Source organism: Geminocystis herdmanii PCC 6308 (genome assembly GCF_000332235.1).
GTDB classification, from domain to species: domain Bacteria; phylum Cyanobacteriota; class Cyanobacteriia; order Cyanobacteriales; family Cyanobacteriaceae; genus Geminocystis; species Geminocystis herdmanii.
Genome location: NZ_CM001775.1, coordinates 850900 through 868187, shown reverse-complemented (window position 1 = coordinate 868187; position 17288 = coordinate 850900). Strand labels below are relative to the sequence as shown.

Annotated in this window: 12 protein-coding genes, 1 tRNA gene and 2 pseudogenes; 5 read left to right on the top strand and 10 right to left on the bottom strand. The window is 34.3% G+C overall.

Annotation, left to right across the window (positions count from 1 at the left end; all coding sequences use genetic code 11):
• Positions 1 to 49 precede the first annotated feature (49 nt).
• Both SYN6308_RS04315 and SYN6308_RS04310 read right to left on the bottom strand, forming a co-directional pair.
• Positions 50 to 1615 carry a polysaccharide biosynthesis/export family protein gene (locus tag SYN6308_RS04315; protein WP_017293206.1) on the bottom strand — a complete coding sequence of 522 codons (1566 nt, stop codon included), beginning with the start codon at positions 1613 to 1615 and terminating at the stop codon, positions 50 to 52.
• 23 nt (positions 1616 to 1638) lie between these two features.
• The gene (locus tag SYN6308_RS04310; protein WP_017293205.1) at positions 1639 to 2061 is read right to left on the bottom strand and encodes a hypothetical protein; all 423 of its coding nucleotides are present in this window, start codon (positions 2059 to 2061) and stop codon (positions 1639 to 1641) included.
• A 372-nt stretch (positions 2062 to 2433) separates the two neighbouring features.
• Between SYN6308_RS04310 and tnpB the strand changes: the two genes are divergently transcribed.
• Positions 2434 to 3612 carry an IS200/IS605 family element RNA-guided endonuclease TnpB gene (gene tnpB / locus SYN6308_RS04305; RefSeq protein ID WP_017293204.1) on the top strand — a complete coding sequence of 393 codons (1179 nt, stop codon included), beginning with the start codon at positions 2434 to 2436 and terminating at the stop codon, positions 3610 to 3612.
• A 24-nt stretch (positions 3613 to 3636) separates the two neighbouring features.
• On the opposite strand, the gene rplA is transcribed toward tnpB, so the two are convergent.
• The 6 genes from rplA to rplS form a co-directional block, all read right to left on the bottom strand.
• Complete coding sequence (gene rplA, locus SYN6308_RS04300; RefSeq protein ID WP_017293203.1) at positions 3637 to 4347, bottom strand: 50S ribosomal protein L1; 711 nt, start codon at positions 4345 to 4347, stop codon at positions 3637 to 3639.
• Between the two features lie 168 nt (positions 4348 to 4515).
• Positions 4516 to 4941, bottom strand: coding sequence for a 50S ribosomal protein L11 (gene rplK / locus SYN6308_RS04295; protein WP_017293202.1), 426 nt, complete (start codon positions 4939 to 4941; stop codon positions 4516 to 4518).
• Between the two features lie 15 nt (positions 4942 to 4956).
• Positions 4957 to 5571, bottom strand: a complete 615-nt coding sequence (gene nusG, locus SYN6308_RS04290) for a transcription termination/antitermination protein NusG (protein WP_017293201.1) — start codon at positions 5569 to 5571, stop codon at positions 4957 to 4959.
• Entirely contained in the window at positions 5571 to 5810 is a 240-nt protein-coding gene (gene secE / locus SYN6308_RS04285; protein ID WP_017293200.1) for a preprotein translocase subunit SecE, read from the bottom strand. Before secE ends, nusG begins: the two co-directional genes overlap by 1 nt.
• A gap of 108 nt (positions 5811 to 5918) precedes the next feature.
• A tRNA-Trp gene (locus SYN6308_RS04280) sits at positions 5919 to 5991 on the bottom strand.
• Positions 5992 to 6105: 114 nt separating this feature from the next.
• Entirely contained in the window at positions 6106 to 6495 is a 390-nt protein-coding gene (gene rplS / locus SYN6308_RS04275) for a 50S ribosomal protein L19 (RefSeq protein ID WP_026101917.1), read from the bottom strand.
• A gap of 145 nt (positions 6496 to 6640) precedes the next feature.
• Between rplS and SYN6308_RS21720 the strand changes: the two are divergent.
• Together SYN6308_RS21720 and SYN6308_RS25730 are read left to right on the top strand one after the other, a co-directional pair.
• A pseudogene (locus tag SYN6308_RS21720) lies at positions 6641 to 9196 on the top strand (AAA-like domain-containing protein); the annotation flags it as partial.
• Positions 9197 to 10081: a WD40 repeat domain-containing protein gene (locus SYN6308_RS25730; RefSeq protein ID WP_306301636.1), complete on the top strand. Its 885-nt coding sequence runs from the start codon at positions 9197 to 9199 to the stop codon at positions 10079 to 10081. It begins immediately after the preceding pseudogene.
• Between the two features lie 229 nt (positions 10082 to 10310).
• On the opposite strand, the gene SYN6308_RS04265 is transcribed toward SYN6308_RS25730, so the two are convergent.
• Both SYN6308_RS04265 and rpaB read right to left on the bottom strand, forming a co-directional pair.
• Positions 10311 to 10952 (bottom strand): cofactor assembly of complex C subunit B, encoded by a 642-nt coding sequence (locus SYN6308_RS04265; RefSeq protein ID WP_017293197.1) that lies wholly within the window; start codon positions 10950 to 10952, stop codon positions 10311 to 10313.
• 57 nt (positions 10953 to 11009) lie between these two features.
• Positions 11010 to 11747 carry a response regulator transcription factor RpaB gene (gene rpaB, locus SYN6308_RS04260; protein ID WP_017293196.1) on the bottom strand — a complete coding sequence of 246 codons (738 nt, stop codon included), beginning with the start codon at positions 11745 to 11747 and terminating at the stop codon, positions 11010 to 11012.
• 440 nt (positions 11748 to 12187) lie between these two features.
• Here rpaB and SYN6308_RS23260 point away from each other — a divergent pair.
• Together SYN6308_RS23260 and SYN6308_RS04250 are read left to right on the top strand one after the other, a co-directional pair.
• Positions 12188 to 15042 (top strand): annotated as a pseudogene (locus tag SYN6308_RS23260) (class I SAM-dependent DNA methyltransferase).
• Positions 15043 to 15332: 290 nt separating this feature from the next.
• The gene (locus SYN6308_RS04250; protein ID WP_017293195.1) at positions 15333 to 17264 is read left to right on the top strand and encodes an ABC-F family ATP-binding cassette domain-containing protein; all 1932 of its coding nucleotides are present in this window, start codon (positions 15333 to 15335) and stop codon (positions 17262 to 17264) included.
• Positions 17265 to 17288: the final 24 nt, after the last annotated feature.

Below are 17288 nucleotides of genomic sequence, written 5' to 3'. Positions count from 1 at the left end.
AAGGGGTTGATAGGGAGTTGGGGAATTGGGGTGTTAGGGAGATACTTTGTTAATTATTGCCATCTAGTCGATCGATTAAAACTGCTGTATTAGCAATAATTCCTAAGATTTGAGCAAAGGGATTAATGATCGCAAAAGTAGCGTCGGAAGCCACGGCAAGGTTCGATCGTTCGACAAAGATCACATCATTATTTAATAAAGGTGGATTGTTTTCATCACTTAAAGGGGAGCTAAAATCGACTTTGATCGATCGTCTTGTGACTGTACCATCAGGGTTAAGACGTATTAATTGAGCGATACTTTCGTTGGCACGGCGATTATCAAATCCTCCTGCTTGTAAAAGGGCTTGTTGTAAACTCACGTTAGGGGGTAACTGTTTTAATCCTGCACTTTTAACTTCTCCTACCACACTAACATTAATGGTATTGGGAGAAAAACTTGCTATGGCAACTTGACGAACTTCATTATCCTTAATCGTTTCTATGGTAGGAATAAAAACTCGATCGCCGTTTTGCAATAAAGCATCTTCTCTAAACTCCCCCGTTTGCAATAATTGCCACAAATCAACCTTAACTGTTTGTTCTTGTCCTGATGGTAATGTCCGTCTAACTTCGATGTTACGAATATCTGCTTTTGCCGTTAAACCACCAGCCGTTTTAATGGCTCTGGAGGCGGTGGGTATTCCTGCTAAACCTTCTTGATTCCTAATAGTAGTCGTGTTTTGAAATCCTAAACTATCGGTTAAATTATTAGCTCTGACATCATCGCCACTTAAAGTATAGGGACCGGGACGATTCACTTCTCCCACAATACTAATACTAATGGGAATGCTCAAGTTTGCCGAAAAATTCGCCGTTGCTACCCTTAACACTTCTACAGGGTTAATTTCTGTGGCACTAGGAATAATAATTCGATCGCCATCCCGTAACACAATATTTTGACTCAAATCACCGTTTTCCAGAAAATCCCAAAAATTGACGGGGATAATATACTCTTGCCCTTTATAACTTCTAATCACTTGCACCCTACGAGGATCAGCAGAAGCATTAATTCCATTAGCTAACTGTAAAGCCATAATTAAATTAGGAAATTTTCTGCTTATCTGATTACCAACATTACCAGTACCCTCAAAAGGCACAGAATAAGAGCCAGGAGTTCTTATTTCTCCGACAATAGCTACGGTAATCGGGCGAGGGATAACTAAATTTACACTGACAATGGGGTCTTTTAGTAATCCTAAATTTACATATTTGTCATAGATAAGAGATTCTGTTTCTGCTAAGGTTAACCCAGCTACAGAAACACGATTAACTAAGGGTAAACTAATTGTACCATCAACTAAAACAGTATATTCTTTACTATACTCAGGCACATTAAAAATATCTAAGGCAATTACATCTCCTGAATCAAGGGTATAGGGAAATTGTTGACTGACATTAGCTTGTCTTGTGGGTAAATCAAAAGAGTTATTATTAGAATTGTTGGTATTATTGCTAGGAGATAAAGGTTTTAATGGTTGTCTGGGGTTAATGTTTTGGGCAAACACCAATGGAGCATAGCTCAATAAGAACACAAAAGTTAAAAATAATTTATGACTTGAACCAATTTTAAACATATTAAAATAATTAAATGAGTATTCTATTTACTAGCAGTATAGTCGATCGAGTTTAAACAAATTTTATCAATAACATTGGCATATTTATCTATAGCAATATCCTTAGTAAAATGATCACAAAAATATTCTCTAGCATTATATGCCATTTGTTCACAAAGTTCTTTATTATGATACAGTTTTAAAAAGAAATTTGCTAACCCTTGAATATCTCCATTTCTAAAACTTTCTCCGCATTGAGCTTTTACCACTAATTGATTTAAAAAAGATGTTTCTGGAGAAATTACCCCCAAAACATTTCCTCCTGCTAAAGTAGAATAAAGTTTACTCGGTGCCACCACTCCTTCCATATCTTCAGCAATAGAAATTAAAGATATATCACAAGCCGTTAAGGAATATTGATTAAAAATTAAAATCTTAGTTCGATCGTCTGATTTAGAATATTTCATTTAAGAAAGTTTGTAAAATTGAGACCATAAAAATAATCTTATATTTTTAATATAAAATTTCACTCTTGAAAAAGACTACCCTAGAAGAAATTTTACCCTAATTCTGTTTTTGTATAACATTTTTCTAATACCTATTTTTAATTTTTAAAATTGCATATTCAATAATATTAATAAAATGCTCATTATTTGATAAAAAAAGTCAAAGAACAAAAAAAAGGGCTTTCGCCCTTCATTTTCACAAAATTTTTGTTTAATTTATCAAAATCTTTGGGTTTTAAACCCCGCACTTCAGGGCGGCTTTATATTTCTTAATGTTTTTACCATTCCGCAAAAAGTATGTTAAGATAAGAAAAGAAGTAAAATATTGGTCAAATGTTAAAAGCGTACAAATATAGAATCTATCCGACAACTGAGCAAAAAGTCTTACTAACTAAGTCTTTCGGTTGCTGTCGGTGGTTTTACAACCATGCTCTTAATTTAACTAATGAAACTTACAAAGCAACGGGAAAAGGTTTAAGTCGCAATGAAATAATTAATAAACTACCTGAGCTAAAGAAGGAGTTTGAATGGTTAGCAGAAGTACCTTCTCAAGTTCTACAACAGGTAGCTTTAGATTTGTCTCGTGCTTTCCTGAATTTTTTTGAGAAACGGGCTAAATTCCCTAAATTCAAAAAGAAAGGTAATAGACAATCTATTAGATTTCCTCAAGAGATAAAACTAGATGGTGACTACTTGACTTTACCTAAGTTGAAAAAGGTTTACTGTAAGGTATCCCGTTTGCCATTCGGTAAATTGAAGTCAGTAACGGTATCTGTAAATCCATCAGGGCAGTACTTTGCTAGTTGTCTTTATGATGACGGTAAAGATAGCCCTGAGCAAAACTCTGAGGGGAAAGTAATAGGTATTGATTTGGGCTTAACTCATTTTTGTATTACTAGCGATGGGAGTAAACATGGGAATCCTCAACATTACCGTAAATATGAGCAAAAGTTAGCTAAAAAACAAAAACAATTAGCTAGAAAACAAAAAGGCTCTAATAACCGTCATAAAGCAAGAAAAGCCGTCGCTAAAGTACATGAAAAAATAACGAGATGTAGAGAAGATTTCTTACACAAACTATCACGCAAAATAGTTGACGAAAACCAAGTCACTTGTGTTGAAAATCTAGCAATAAAAAACATGGTGAAAAATCACAAATTAGCTAAGTCAATTAGTGACTGTGGTTGGGGACAATTCTGCACTATGCTTAAATATAAAGCAGAATCGGAAGGTAAAATTTACCTCGAAGTAGATAGATTCTTCCCTAGTTCTAAAACCTGTAATAACTGTTTACATCAAATAGATAAGTTAAGTTTAGATATTAGAGTGTGGCAATGTCCTAAATGTGGAACGATACACGACAGAGATATTAACGCTGCTATCAATATCAGGGATGAAGGTTTGCGTATTTTAAAAGCGGTGGGACACATCGCTATAGCTTCTGGAGAAAGAGTAAGACCGAGTAAAGGCACTGCTTTTACTCGGCATCTTTCTGTGAAGGAAGAATCCTAGCCGTTCACGGCGAGGAGTTGTCAACTAGTCATTTAATTTCAAATCTCTTAAAGCATTAACATCTAGTTCGATGGAAGGCCCCATAGAAGAAGATACAAACACAGTACGCCAGTAACGACCTTTTGCACCAGAGGGGCGCTGACGATCGACAGTTTCTTGTATTGCTTTCAAGTTAGATAATAAATCTTCTGCTGAGAAGGAAGATTTACCGAACAAGACATGAACAATACCAGTTCGATCGGCACGAAATTCTAACTTACCTGCCTTAAATTCACTGATAGCACCAGCTAAATTAGTAGTTACAGTACCACCTTTAGGAGAAGGCATTAAACCTTTAGGTCCCAAAGCACGACCTAATTTAGCGATTTTAGGCATCATATCAGGAGTTGCGATTAACACATCGAAATCCATCATTCCCTTTTGAATTTCATCGATTAAATCTTCTTCTCCCACAATATCCGCCCCCGCAGATTTAGCTTCTTTGACTTGCTCCCCTCTGGTAATTACCGCAACTCTGACGGTTTGTCCTGTACCTTTAGGTAAGCTAACAGTAGTTCTTAACTGTTGATCCGTATATTTAGGATCAATGCCTAAGCGGATATGAACTTCTGCGGTTTCATCAAATTTTGCCGTTGCGGTTTCTTTTAACAATTGCAAGGCTTCTAAAGGTTGGTAAGCTCTAGCTTCCACTTTAGAGGCGGCCTCTTTATATCTACGACTGACTTTTTTACTCATTTTAGATTATGTGTCTCCTTGGGTAAACTAACGAAGTTATACTTTATGCCGTCATTTTGCCTTAGTTTAGATTCTGTAGCTAAAAAAATGACTTTTAGAGTATGATTAAACCTCTCCCCAAAATAAAATTACTTTTAATTTGAACGATCGAGATTTTGTTGATTTTTTTTAGTCAACAACGGTAACGCCCATATTACGAGCCGTACCAGCGATAATTTTCATCGCCGCTTCAATGTCATTAGCATTCAAGTCTGGCATTTTAGTTTGAGCGATTTCTTGTAATTGAGCTTTAGTGATTTTCGCTACTTTATTACGATTAGGTTCTTTTGAACCACTTTTAATTCCTACAGCAGTTTTGATTAACTCAGAAGCTGGAGGAGTTTTAAGAATAAAGGTAAAACTACGATCTTCAAAAACAGAAATTTCAACGGGAATAATCATCCCTACTTGACTGGCGGTTTTGGCGTTATATTCTTTACAGAATGCCATGATATTCACACCGTGTTGTCCCAAAGCGGGACCAACGGGGGGAGCGGGGTTTGCCTTACCTGCGGGTAAAGCTAATTTGATTAATGCAACGACTTTTTTTGCCATTGTTTAAGTTTCCTTTTATCCTTGTTTTTCTACTTGATTAAATTCCAATTCTACGGGAGTGTCACGCCCGAAAATTGATAACAACGCCTTGAGTTTGCTTCTTTCGGTACTAACCTCAATTACTTCTCCGGCAAAGTCTTTAAATGGTCCTGATAGTACTACTATTTGATCTCCTACCTGCATATCAATTTTGACCACAGGTTCGGCATCATCCATTTGTTTGAAGATTCGATCGACTTCTGAGGGAGATAACGGCATGGGTTTAACATGACCTCTACCTCTGCCTACAGCTCGTCTCTGTTCTGCTCCCACAAAGTTAATGACGTTAGGAGTATTTTTCACCATCTGCCAAGCATCATCATCTAAGATCATTTCTACTAGCACATAGCCGGGTAATACTTTTTCTTCGCCACTATAGCGACTACCATCTTTGCGTACTTTTACCGTAGGGCTTTGAGGGATTCTCACTTGCAAAACTCGATCGGCTAGATCAAAACTATTAACTCGTTGTTCGATGTCAGTTTTGACTTTTTTTTCGCATCCTGCACCCACCTGTACCACATACCAGCGGGGTTTTCCCACTGCCCTTTTAGGAGGAGATTCTAATTCATTTTCTGGAGTAAAAGTCATCAAAACACCTTCCCAGCTGCCCAGCCAAATACTTTATCCACTAAATAAATTACAGTCGCTACTAATGTTACCATTAGAATTACTGCCACCGATTCACTGAGTAATTGTTGACGGGAAGGCCAAACCACTTTGGCTAATTCTTGTTTTGTTTCCTCCACAAAATTAGACTTATCGAGGTTGTTATTTTCCCCAGAAGCAGGATCAACATTTTTAGCCTTGACAGTTTCTTTATTTGTCACAATAGTTCCCTCACTAATAGACGTTTTTCTGGGTTGATAATTTCAACACCAATATTTTTTCTCTATTATAGAGTTTGTTAACCTATTATTTTTCTTGGGTAAAACCAACACGCCCTGGAGGACTCGAACCTCCGACATTCGGTTTTGGAGACCGACGTTCTACCAACTGAACTAAGGACGTATATATTATCAATATAACGATTTTTGTTAAATTTTGTCAAGTTTTTGCTTAATTTAACTTGTTATAGTTTGTTGGAGCTACACAGCAAGAATTTTAGTTAACACCATAAAGAGACTATTTTTTGGCGGTTTTTCCTTCCAGAGGTCGATCGAAACGTTGTTTAATGCGGGTTGCTTTACCGACTCTGTCTCTGAGATAATAAAGTTTAGCGCGTCTCACTTTACCACGACGGATTACTTGAATATTGGCTACTACGGGAGAATGAATCATAAAGACTCTTTCCACGCCAACACCTTGAAACACACGTCTCACGGTAATAGTTTCGTTGATACCGCCATTACGCATGGCGATAATTGTACCCTCGAAGGGTTGTACTCTTTCTTTGCCTCCCTCTTGAATGCGTACACCGATTTTCACGGTATCACCGACATTGATGGAGGGTAATGAACTTTTGTCTTTCAGATATTCAGCCTCGATCGACCGAATAATCGCATTTGCATTTATAGACATGGAGATTTATTGCTTGAAAACTCACAATTCTCTATCATAACTTTTATCTGTTTTTCTTGTCAATAGATAATTTGATTAAAAAGTTTTTTGATCAGGTTCTGGACTCTACCCAAAAGAGAAAAGAAAAGCCGATGTCGAACTTTACAAGGCATTGCAACGAGGGGATTTTTGCTATGTACTTAATAGCCGACAAATGGGAAAATCATCCCTTTTAGTTAGAACTCGTCATAAGTTACAACAAGAAGGTTTCCAATGTACTAGCGTTGATTTAACGGTTATTGGTAGTGACAATATTACCCCAGTACAATTATACAAGGGAATCATCGCTGATTTGTGTCGGGGTTTTAAATTATTAGGTAAATTTAATCTTAAAAAATGGTGGGATAGTCAAGGAGATTTATCTTTAATTCAAAAACTAAGTATTTTTATTGAAGATGTTTTATTCGTTGAATTTCCCACGGAAAAAATTGTTATTTTTATTGATGAAATTGATAGTATTTTAAGTTTGCCTTTTAGTGCAGATGATTTATTTGCTTTTATTCGTTTTTGTTATAATCAAAGGGCTTCTAATCCCGAATATAATCGCCTTGTTTTTGCGGTTTTTGGAGTGGCTACCCCTTCAGATTTAATTAACGATCGAAAAAGGACACCTTTTAATATTGGTATTCCCATAGAATTAACGGGTTTTACTTTTAGTGAAATTCAACCATTGATCGCAGGATTACAATTAAAACAAGGTAATGCAAATGTTATTATTAAAGAAATTTTAAAATGGACTAATGGACAACCATTTTTAACTCAAAAAATTTGTCAATTATTAGTCAATCATAGGGAAAATAATGCTAATAATGAATTAACAATTTCTCCGAGTAATGAGTCTTTTTTGGTAGAAAATATTGTTAGGGGAAAAATTATTAATAAATGGCAAGTTAATGATCAACCTGAACATTTAAAAACGATTCGAGATCGAATTTTATATAATCAGCAAACTTTAGGAAATTTGTTAGAAATATATCAACAAATATTATTAGGAAAAGAGGTATTTGTTGACAATACTAGAGAACATATTGATTTAATCTTATCGGGATTAATTATTAATCACAATGGTCAATTATTGGTCAAAAATAAAATTTATGAACAGGTTTTTAATTTACAATGGATTGAAAAAAAATTAGAACGAATACGCCCTTACTCACAAACTCTACAGACATGGGTTGAATCGGGAAAAAATGATCAATCTCGATTATTAAGAGGACAAGCCTTAAAAGATGCTCAAAATTGGTGTAAAGGTAAAAGTTTGACTCAATTAGACTATCAATATTTAAGCTATAGTGAGGAGTACGATCGACAAGAAAGAGAACAAGCATTAGAGGCACAAAAGAAAAAAGAAATAGAGGCAAGATTAATTGAAGAACAAAAAACATCAAAATTACAACGATCGTTATTATTTACTATTACCATCGCTTTTTTAATATCTATTAGTTTAGGAATCGGGATAATTCAACAATATAGACGAGTAAAAGTTAGTGAAGAAAAAGCTAAATTAAATGAAGTAAAAGCTCTTCTTTCTTCCACTCAAGGACAGTTTGCGTCTAATCAATATTTAGATTCATTAATTGATGCTATTAAAGCAAAAAAAAGAATAACAGAAATTGATAATATTGAGACAAACATCTTAAAAAAAGTAGATTTATCTTTAAATAGAGCTTTGTTGAATGTGGTAGGAAAAAATCGATTATTAGGCTATAAATCTATTGTAGAAGATATTGTTTTTAGTGATGATAATAAATTAATTTTTACCATTAGTAGAGACAACATAATTAAAATATGGAATCGACAAGGAAAATTATTAAATTCGATCGAGCAAAATGATCAAAAATCCGATTTAAGAGCTTTAGGTATAACTAAGAATAATCAATTAATTATTACAGGTAATTCTGGGGGAATTGTCAAAATTTGGACAATAGAAGGGGTTTTAAAAAATAGTTTTCTGGCTCATCCTAAAAAAATTTTTTCCCTTGACATTCATCCAGAAGGCAAAATATTCGCTACAGCAAGTGAAGATAATACTGCAAAAATTTGGACATTAAAAGGACAATTAATTAGCACCTTAAAAGATCATCAACATCATGTTAGGCAAGTGAAATTTAGTCCTAATGGCAAATTAATTGCTACGGCAAGTTTCGATAGCACCATTAAATTATGGACAACGGAAGGGAAACTCCTGCGCACCTATACAGGACATAAAGGAGAAATTGATGGTATGGATTTTAGTTATGATAGTAAATTTATCGTTTCAGGGGGTCAAGATAATACAGTAAGACTATGGTCGAGTGGGCAATCGGGCGGTAAAATTATTGGGAAACATGACAATAATGTTATGGCAGTAACTTTTCATCCTCAAAAAAATATAATTGTTTCCGCTGGTTGGGATAAAAATATTCGACTTTGGACGATCAAAGGCCAACAAATTGCCATTTTTAAAGATCAAAAACAACCCATTAGAATTCTTGCCATTAGCCCTGATGGACAAACTTTGGCATCTGGTAGTTATGAAGGAGATATAAAATTATGGCGATTAGAAAATAATCTAGTGACAAAATTTAATGAGCATCAAAAATCAATTATTTCTCTTGCTTTTAGCCCTGATAGTCAAATTTTAGCCTCTAGTAGTTGGAGTGATAATAATAATGTAATGATGTGGAATCTTCAAGGTAATTTGTTATATAATCTTAAAGGTCATACTGCACCAGTTCTTAATGTTATTTTTAGTCCAGATGGTAACAAATTAGTTTCCTCTAGCAAAAATAATGTCATTAAATTTTGGGATCAAAAAGGTGAGTTAATCAAGACTTTAACAGATCATCAAGATTCTATTTATGGGATGACATTTAGTTCTGATGGTGAAAAATTAATTTCTTCTAGCAATGATAAGATTCTCAAAATTCGAGAAAAAGATGGTATGACTCTTAAAACTCTGACTATTCCTGATGGAATTTATTATTTAGCTTCTCATCCTAAAAATAACTTGATTGCCACTAGCAATTCTGGTAGGAATGTAAATATTCTTGATTTAGATGGTAATGTCATTAAAACCTTAATTGGTCATCAGAACAATATTTGGGGTTTGGATTGGAGTTTAGATGGTACATTTATCGCCTCCTCTAGTACAGATCAAACGGTTAAACTGTGGTTTCTGGACTCTGGAAAGGGAGAACTTGAACAGACTAAAACCCTGACTTTAAAAGGGCATAACGCTACTGTAAATAAGGTTTCTATTAGCCCTGATAGTCAAATCATCGCTTCGGCAGGATGGGATCAAACCGTTAAAATTTGGGATAGAAATGGAAAATTGCTCAAAACTTTAGCAGGACATAAAGAGAATGTAACCAGTGTAATATTTAGCCCTGATGGTAAATGGTTAGCTTCTGGGGATGATGAAGGCACAATTATTCTTTGGAATTTAAAGGAAGTGATGAAATTAAATGATGTAGATTATGCTTGTAATTGGATTAAAGATTATCTTCATCATAGTTTAGATGTGGAGGAGGTCGATCGAACTCTTTGCGATGGAAGTTAACCTCAGTTTGATATAAGAAAAGTGGTGAAAACGAGACAGGTGGACAAGTGGACACCTCAGTTCGACATAAAGAAAATGATGAAAACTAGACAGGTGGACAAGTGGACAAGTGGACAGGGAGAAAAATTCCCAATATTTGATGTACTTTTGAGAGAATTTTATTCATTCATCAGAAATACAATCTTCCTGTCTTCCTGTCTTCGGAGTCTTCCAAGTTATTCAACAAACCCTACTTATCACTCAGGGTAAGCGCTATTTTTTCACTAATACCTTGAATCCATGATTCATCTTGTTTAGTGTAGCTACGGGGAATATTTGTTGCCACTATAAGAGCCCCCTGATTTTGTAACGGAAGACAAATTAACCCTTGAATATTAGGAGGTAAATAATCAAATTCTACCTTTCCCGGATAGTGTTTTAAATCCACTAAATAGACTGGTTTTTGTGTTGTCATTACCCGTTGCAAAATAGTTCCTACATTAACACTATTATTCGTACCTAAAATACCTCGGCGTAATAAAATTTTACCCTGATAATAAACGACGATCGACTTAGTAACAGTATTATTGAGAATGAGATGACTTGACCATGCTAACTCAGTTTTAACGGTATCAGATAAATCAGGAGCAAATTCCATACCTTCCTCACCAATTAAAGTGACGCTTTGAGGAGGTACAGATTTTATTTGTCTTAACAAGATACTGGTTAATAACAGCATAGCACAGAGAATCACCCCCAGAGCGTCCGATCGAGCTTGAGAATCTAAGAGAGTAGGGGTAGTTAAACGATTAATCATTAACAGGAAACCCCCCATCACTCCCGCAACTAAGGGCAAATTTTGAATAAACTGATTTTCTTCTTTTTGAGACACATTAACAATTAGCAATTAACAATTAACAATTTAAAACTATCCACTATTCATTATTTACTAACTGGTTTTTTTCTCACCCGGCTCTAAAATTCTCTGAAAAAGATAACCTGTACCCCTAGCTGTTAAAATAAGTTCAGGATTACTGGGGTCTTCTTCTAGTTTAGCTCTTAAACGGGATACATGAACGTCCACTACCCTTGTATCGACATGACGTTCTGGAGTGTAACCCCATACCTCTTGTAATATTTCCGATCGAGAAAAAGCATCACCCGATTTACTGACTAATAACTCCAGTAAGCTAAATTCCATACCCGTTAAGCGAATCCTTTGATCTCCTTTATACACTTGTCTTTTATTTGTGTCAATACGAATAGCATTAACAGAGATTACGCCAGAGCTAGGGATTCCCGCTGTGCCAGTTTTATCAATTCTACGCAACACAGAACGAATACGAGCCTCTAATTCTTTGGGGGAAAAGGGTTTAACTACATAGTCATCCGCGCCCAACTCTAACCCAGTAATTCGATCGGCAACATCTCCTAAAGCGGTTAACATAATAATTGGGATGTCTGATTCCTTGCGTAATTCCTGACATACCCCATAACCGTCTAACTTTGGCATCATCACATCTAACACCACTAAATCTGGTTGAGTAGCATGGAAGGTTGCGATCGCATCTTCACCATCAGCCGCCGTGACAACATCATAACCAATCATTGATAAACGAGTTTCTAAAATACGGCGAATACTAGCCTCATCATCCACTACTAAAATTTTTTCTTTCTGATTCTCCAAAGTTTTAACTCCTACAAAATTTTTAATATATTTTTGTCATATAAAGCAATAATTGTATGACTACTTGCAATTAATCATAATTATTACCAATTGTAAAATAAGAAATGTGAAAAAATCTTAATTTTAATAAACTATTATTCAATCTAGTTTATTATAAAATGTCACTCATTTATTAACTTCAAGCACAAAATAGCCGTAGATTTACTGCCCTTTGCCAAGTATTAATCAACAAAACATGATATAAGAATCCTAAATGATTTATGGGCAATCCTCTTTTAATTACCTCAACTTTGGAGGTTAGGGGCGAAAATTTTACAACTGATTTAGGATTGCAATATATACTTATATATTGCGCAAACAAGTTTAATTTTTACGTCTCTTTCCTTTCTGCTATCTTCACCGAAAATTTTACATTTTCTTAATTCCATCACCATAAAATTATGCCTTTAAGCTGGAATGAAATCAAAAATCGAGCCATTACATTTAGTCATGAATGGCAAAATGAAACCTCCGAAAATGCCGAAGCAAAATCGTTTTGGGATGATTTTTTTCATGTTTTTGGAGTCTCCAGAAGACGGATTGCCACCTTTGAAAAATCCGTAAAAAAATTAAACAATAAACAAGGTTTTATCGATTTATTTTGGACTGGAGTTATTTTAATTGAGCATAAATCCAGAGGTAAAAGTTTAGATAAAGCCTATGAACAAGCCATGGATTATTTTCAAGGATTAAAAGAATATGAATTACCTAAATATATTCTCATTTCCGACTTTCAAAAATTTAGATTGTACGATTTAGATAATGATACAATCAACGAATTTGAGTTAACAGAATTTGTTAATAATGTCCATTTATTTGACTTTATTGCCGGGTATGAAAAAAGAGTATATCAAGAAGGCGATCCTGTCAATATCAAAGCCGCCGAATTAATGGGAGAATTGCACGATCGATTAAAAAAAATTGGTTATACTGGCCACGAATTAGAAGTTTATTTAGTAAGACTATTATTTTGTTTATTTGCTGACGATACGAATATCTTTAACAAAGGAATTTTTCAAGAATATATTGATTTACATACCAAAGAAGATGGAAGGGATTTAGCAGGACATTTAGGCTTAATTTTTCATATATTAAATCAACCTGAAGATAACAGATTAACAAATTTAGATGAAAATTTAGCTCAATTTCCCTACGTTAATGGCAAACTATTTGAAGAAGTTTTGCCTCCTGCATCCTTTGACAGTGAAATGCGAGAAATGTTATTAAAAGCCTGTAGTTTAGATTGGGGAAAAATCTCTCCTGCTATTTTTGGTTCGATGTTTCAAGCGGTTATGAATCCGAGCCAAAGACGTAATTTAGGTGCTCATTATACCTCTGAAAAAAATATTTTTAAAGTTATTAAACCTTTATTTTTAGATGATTTATACACAGAATTTGACAAGATAAAAAATAATCAAAATAAACTCAAAGAATTTCACGAAAAAATTGCTAATTTAAAATTTCTTGATCCTGCCTGTGGATGTGGTAACTTTTTAATTATCACCTATCGAGAGTTAAGAGAATTAGAAATAAAAATATTAAAAGAGTTATATAAACAAGAGCAATTTATTGATATAAATATCTTCATTAAAATCGATGTCGATCGATTTTTTGGCATCGAATATGATGAATTTGCCGTAAGAATTGCAGAGGTTGCAATGTGGTTAATTGATCATCAAATGAATATTAAAGTTAGTAATGAATTTGGTCAATATTTTGTGCGTTTACCTCTGAAAAAATCCGCTACTATTATTCATGGTAATGCTTTACAATGTGATTGGAAAAATATTATTGATCCCCCCCAACCCCCTTTGAAAGGGGGGAGAATAATAAAAAAGTCCCCCTTATTAAGGGGGAGAAGAATGGAAAAGTCCCCCTTATTAAGGGGGATTTAGGGGGATCAAATTTTTCTTGTGATTTTATTTTAGGTAATCCTCCTTTTGTGGGGAAAAGTTATCAAAATTCTCAGCAAAAAGCTGACATGAATTTAGTTTTTAATGGGGTGAAAAATGCTGGTGTTTTAGATTATGTTTGTGCATGGTATCTCAAAGCCTCTCAGTTTATCCAAAATACTAATATTTGTTGTGCTTTTGTGAGTACAAATTCCATTTCTCAGGGTGAGCAAGTGGGTATTTTATGGCAGGAATTATACACTAAATATAAGATAAAAATTCACTTTGCCCACCGTACTTTTTCTTGGAGTAATGAAGCTAAAGGTAACGCCGCCGTTCATTGTGTTATTATTGGGTTTGGTTTAGAAAATGTCGATCGAAAACGTCTTTTTACCTATGAAAATATTAAGGGAGAAGCCACCGAAATTAATGTAAAAAATATCAATCCTTATTTAGTGGAAGGTAATGATTTAATTATCTTAAAAAGAAGTAAAGCTATTACTCATGTACCTACTATAAAATTTGGGAATCAACCTATTGACGGTGGAAACTTTATTATTGAAACAACAGAAGAATTAAATAAATTTTTATTAGAAAAAAATAGTTATAAATTTATTCGTAGATATATGGGAAGTTATGAGTTTATTAATAATATTAATAGATGGTGTTTATGGCTAAATAATATAACTCCTGATGAATTAAGACAAAATAAAAAGATTTATGAAAGGGTAGAAAAAGTAAGGGAATTTAGATTAAAAAGTACAAGGAAAGAAACAAGAGATTTAGCTTTGACACCAACAAAATTTGCCTTTATTTCTCATACGGAGACTGATTATATTATTATTCCAAGTGTTTCATCTGAAAATCGAAAATATATCCCTATTGGCTTTATTTCTAAAGAAATTATTACCAGTAATCTTTGTTTAATTATTCCTGATGCGGATTTATTCTTATTTGGAATATTAACCTCAGAAATGCACATGACATGGGTTAAATATGTCTGTGGAAGGTTAAAAAGTGATTATCGTTATTCTAATTCTATTGTTTATAATAACTATCCTTTCCCTGAAGATATGACAGAAAAACAACGGGAAAAAGTAGCAAATTTAGCTCAAAAAATCCTCGATATTAGAAATAACTATCCTGACAGTAGTTTAGCGGATTTGTACGATCGATTAACCATGCCTAATGACTTAATAAAAGCTCACCAAAATCTTGATAAAGCAGTAGATTTATGCTATAGAAATCAAACTTTTACCAGTGAATTAAACCGCATCGAATTTCTATTTAATTTATACCAAAATATGACAGCACCATTATTAAAAACTGAGAAGAAAAAAGCCTCTCCTAGTACTAAAAAATAAACACTTTTGACCTTATTTTTAATAGTGCTTGTATATCTCATGGACTACACAAAAGGATTCAAAACCTTGATTTTTCATTCTTTAATCTAAAACCTAGCACCCTAATCGATAAATACTTTTTCAGCAAACCCCACTTACAGTTTGTCGAAAATTAGTTCTTTGGTTTTCATACTCTCATAATAATATATTGTGATGTGCGGAATGGGGGATCAAAGATTAGGAGTTTTGAACAATCGATCGCCTAGGATATAGTTAGAAATAAGAGAATTATTATTTACGAATTATTTAAAATGGCTATTATTACAATACAATCTCTCTCCAAAGATTTTGGCATTAAAGAAATTCTGAAAAATGCTACTTTCAGTATCGATGATAAGGATAAAGTAGGTTTAATTGGAGTTAATGGTTCGGGAAAGTCAACTCTACTGAAAATGTTATCAGGTTTAGAACCCTATGATGGCGGTGAAATGGTGGTAAAATCGGGAGCAAAAATTATTTATCTTCCTCAACAACCAGAAATTGAAGCGGATAACACGGTTTTAGAGCAGGTTTTTGTCTATAGTGGCGAACAAATGCAGTGGATTAAGGAGTATGAAGATTTATCTCACCGCATCGCCCATGCAGATACTGTCACTCAAGAGCAGTTAATGGGTAAGTTAGAAAGGGTGACGGAAAAAATCAATGCGGCTAATGCTTGGGATTTGGAAACCAACGCTAAAATTATCCTTGATAAGTTGGGCATTAGTGATTTTGAGGCAAGAATGGGGGATTTGTCGGGGGGTTATCGCAAAAGAGTTGCCCTTGCTTCGGCTTTAATGGCTGATCCTGATCTATTATTGATGGATGAACCTACTAACCATCTCGATGCGGAGTCGGTACAATGGTTACAGGAATATCTGCAAAAATTTCAGGGTGCAATTTTCTTGATTACCCACGATCGATATTTTCTGGATCAAGTTACAACTCGTATTCTGGAGATCGATCGAGCGGATATGTACAGTTATAGTGGTAACTATAGTTATTATTTAGAGAAGAAAGCGTTAGCAGAGGAATCTGAGGCTAGTAGTCAAAGAAAACATCAGGGGGTACTCAGAAGGGAGTTAGAATGGCTTAAAAAAGGTCCTAAAGCTCGTAGTACGAAACAAAAAGCAAGGATCGATCGAGTATATGATATGAAGGATAAAGAGTTTAAACAGACTCAAGGCAAAGTAGAAATTGATACTCCTAGTCGTCGCATCGGTAAAAAAGTCATCGAATTAGATAATATTAGCAAATCTTTTGGCGATCGAACCTTGATTAAAGATTTTACCTACGAATTTGCCCCCGATGACAGGGTAGGAATTATTGGCGGTAACGGAGTTGGTAAGTCAACCCTGATGAATTTAATTATGGGCAAAATTGAACCCGATAAAGGTAAAGTAGAGATCGGAGGTACTATTCATATTGGTTATTTTGATCAACATTCCGATAGTTTAATCACCGCCGCCCAAAATGAACAACGCGCGATCGAGTATATTAAAGATGTTGCTACTTATATCGAAACCAGTGACGGCACTCAAATAAGCGCATCCCAACTGCTAGAAAGGTTTTTATTTACCCCTAATCAACAATATTCTCCCATTGCCAAACTTTCGGGAGGAGAAAAACGCCGTTTATTTTTACTGAAAATGTTAATTAGTAATCCTAATGTACTAATTTTAGACGAACCCACTAACGATTTAGATGTACAAACTTTGGCAGTGTTAGAAGAGTATATCGAATCTTTTAAGGGTTGTGTAATAGTAGTATCCCACGATCGATACTTTCTCGATCGAACTGTAGAAACTATTTTTGCCTTTGAAAGTAACGGCAACTTACGCCAATATCCGGGTAACTATTCCGTGTATTTAGACTATAAAAACAAAGCGGAAAAACAACTTCAAGAAGAAAAAAATAGCAATAATAAATCAGTCAAACAACCTAAAAATACTATTGAAAAAGAGCAAAAATTTTCTCAAAATAATCAAAAAATGTCTAGTTATCAAAGAAAAGAATTTGAAAAACTAGAAATCAAAATTATTCCCGAATTAGAGACAAAAAAAGTAGAAATTGAACAACAGTTATATAACGCCAATCAAGACTATGAAACGTTAAATAAATTAACAGAAGAATTAGCAAAAATTAATGAAAAAATAGATCAAGCTACTCACAAATGGATGGAATTGGCTGAATTACAGAGTTAGTTTTTATTTATAGCAATCTTAAAT

Excerpts from the sequence above, each read along its gene's own strand:
- SYN6308_RS04310 (WP_017293205.1), bottom strand. The coding sequence starts at position 2,061 with ATGAAATATTCTAAATCAGACGATCGAACTAAGATTTTAATTTTTAAT.
- rplK (WP_017293202.1), bottom strand. The coding sequence starts at position 4,941 with ATGGCAAAAAAAGTCGTTGCATTAATCAAATTAGCTTTACCCGCAGGT.
- SYN6308_RS25730 (WP_306301636.1), top strand. The coding sequence starts at position 9,197 with ATGATGTGGAATCTTCAAGGTAATTTGTTATATAATCTTAAAGGTCAT.
- nusG (WP_017293201.1), bottom strand. The coding sequence starts at position 5,571 with ATGACTTTTACTCCAGAAAATGAATTAGAATCTCCTCCTAAAAGGGCA.
- tnpB (WP_017293204.1), top strand. The coding sequence starts at position 2,434 with ATGTTAAAAGCGTACAAATATAGAATCTATCCGACAACTGAGCAAAAA.
- SYN6308_RS04315 (WP_017293206.1), bottom strand. The coding sequence starts at position 1,615 with ATGTTTAAAATTGGTTCAAGTCATAAATTATTTTTAACTTTTGTGTTC.
- rplA (WP_017293203.1), bottom strand. The coding sequence starts at position 4,347 with ATGAGTAAAAAAGTCAGTCGTAGATATAAAGAGGCCGCCTCTAAAGTG.
- SYN6308_RS04250 (WP_017293195.1), top strand. The coding sequence starts at position 15,333 with ATGGCTATTATTACAATACAATCTCTCTCCAAAGATTTTGGCATTAAA.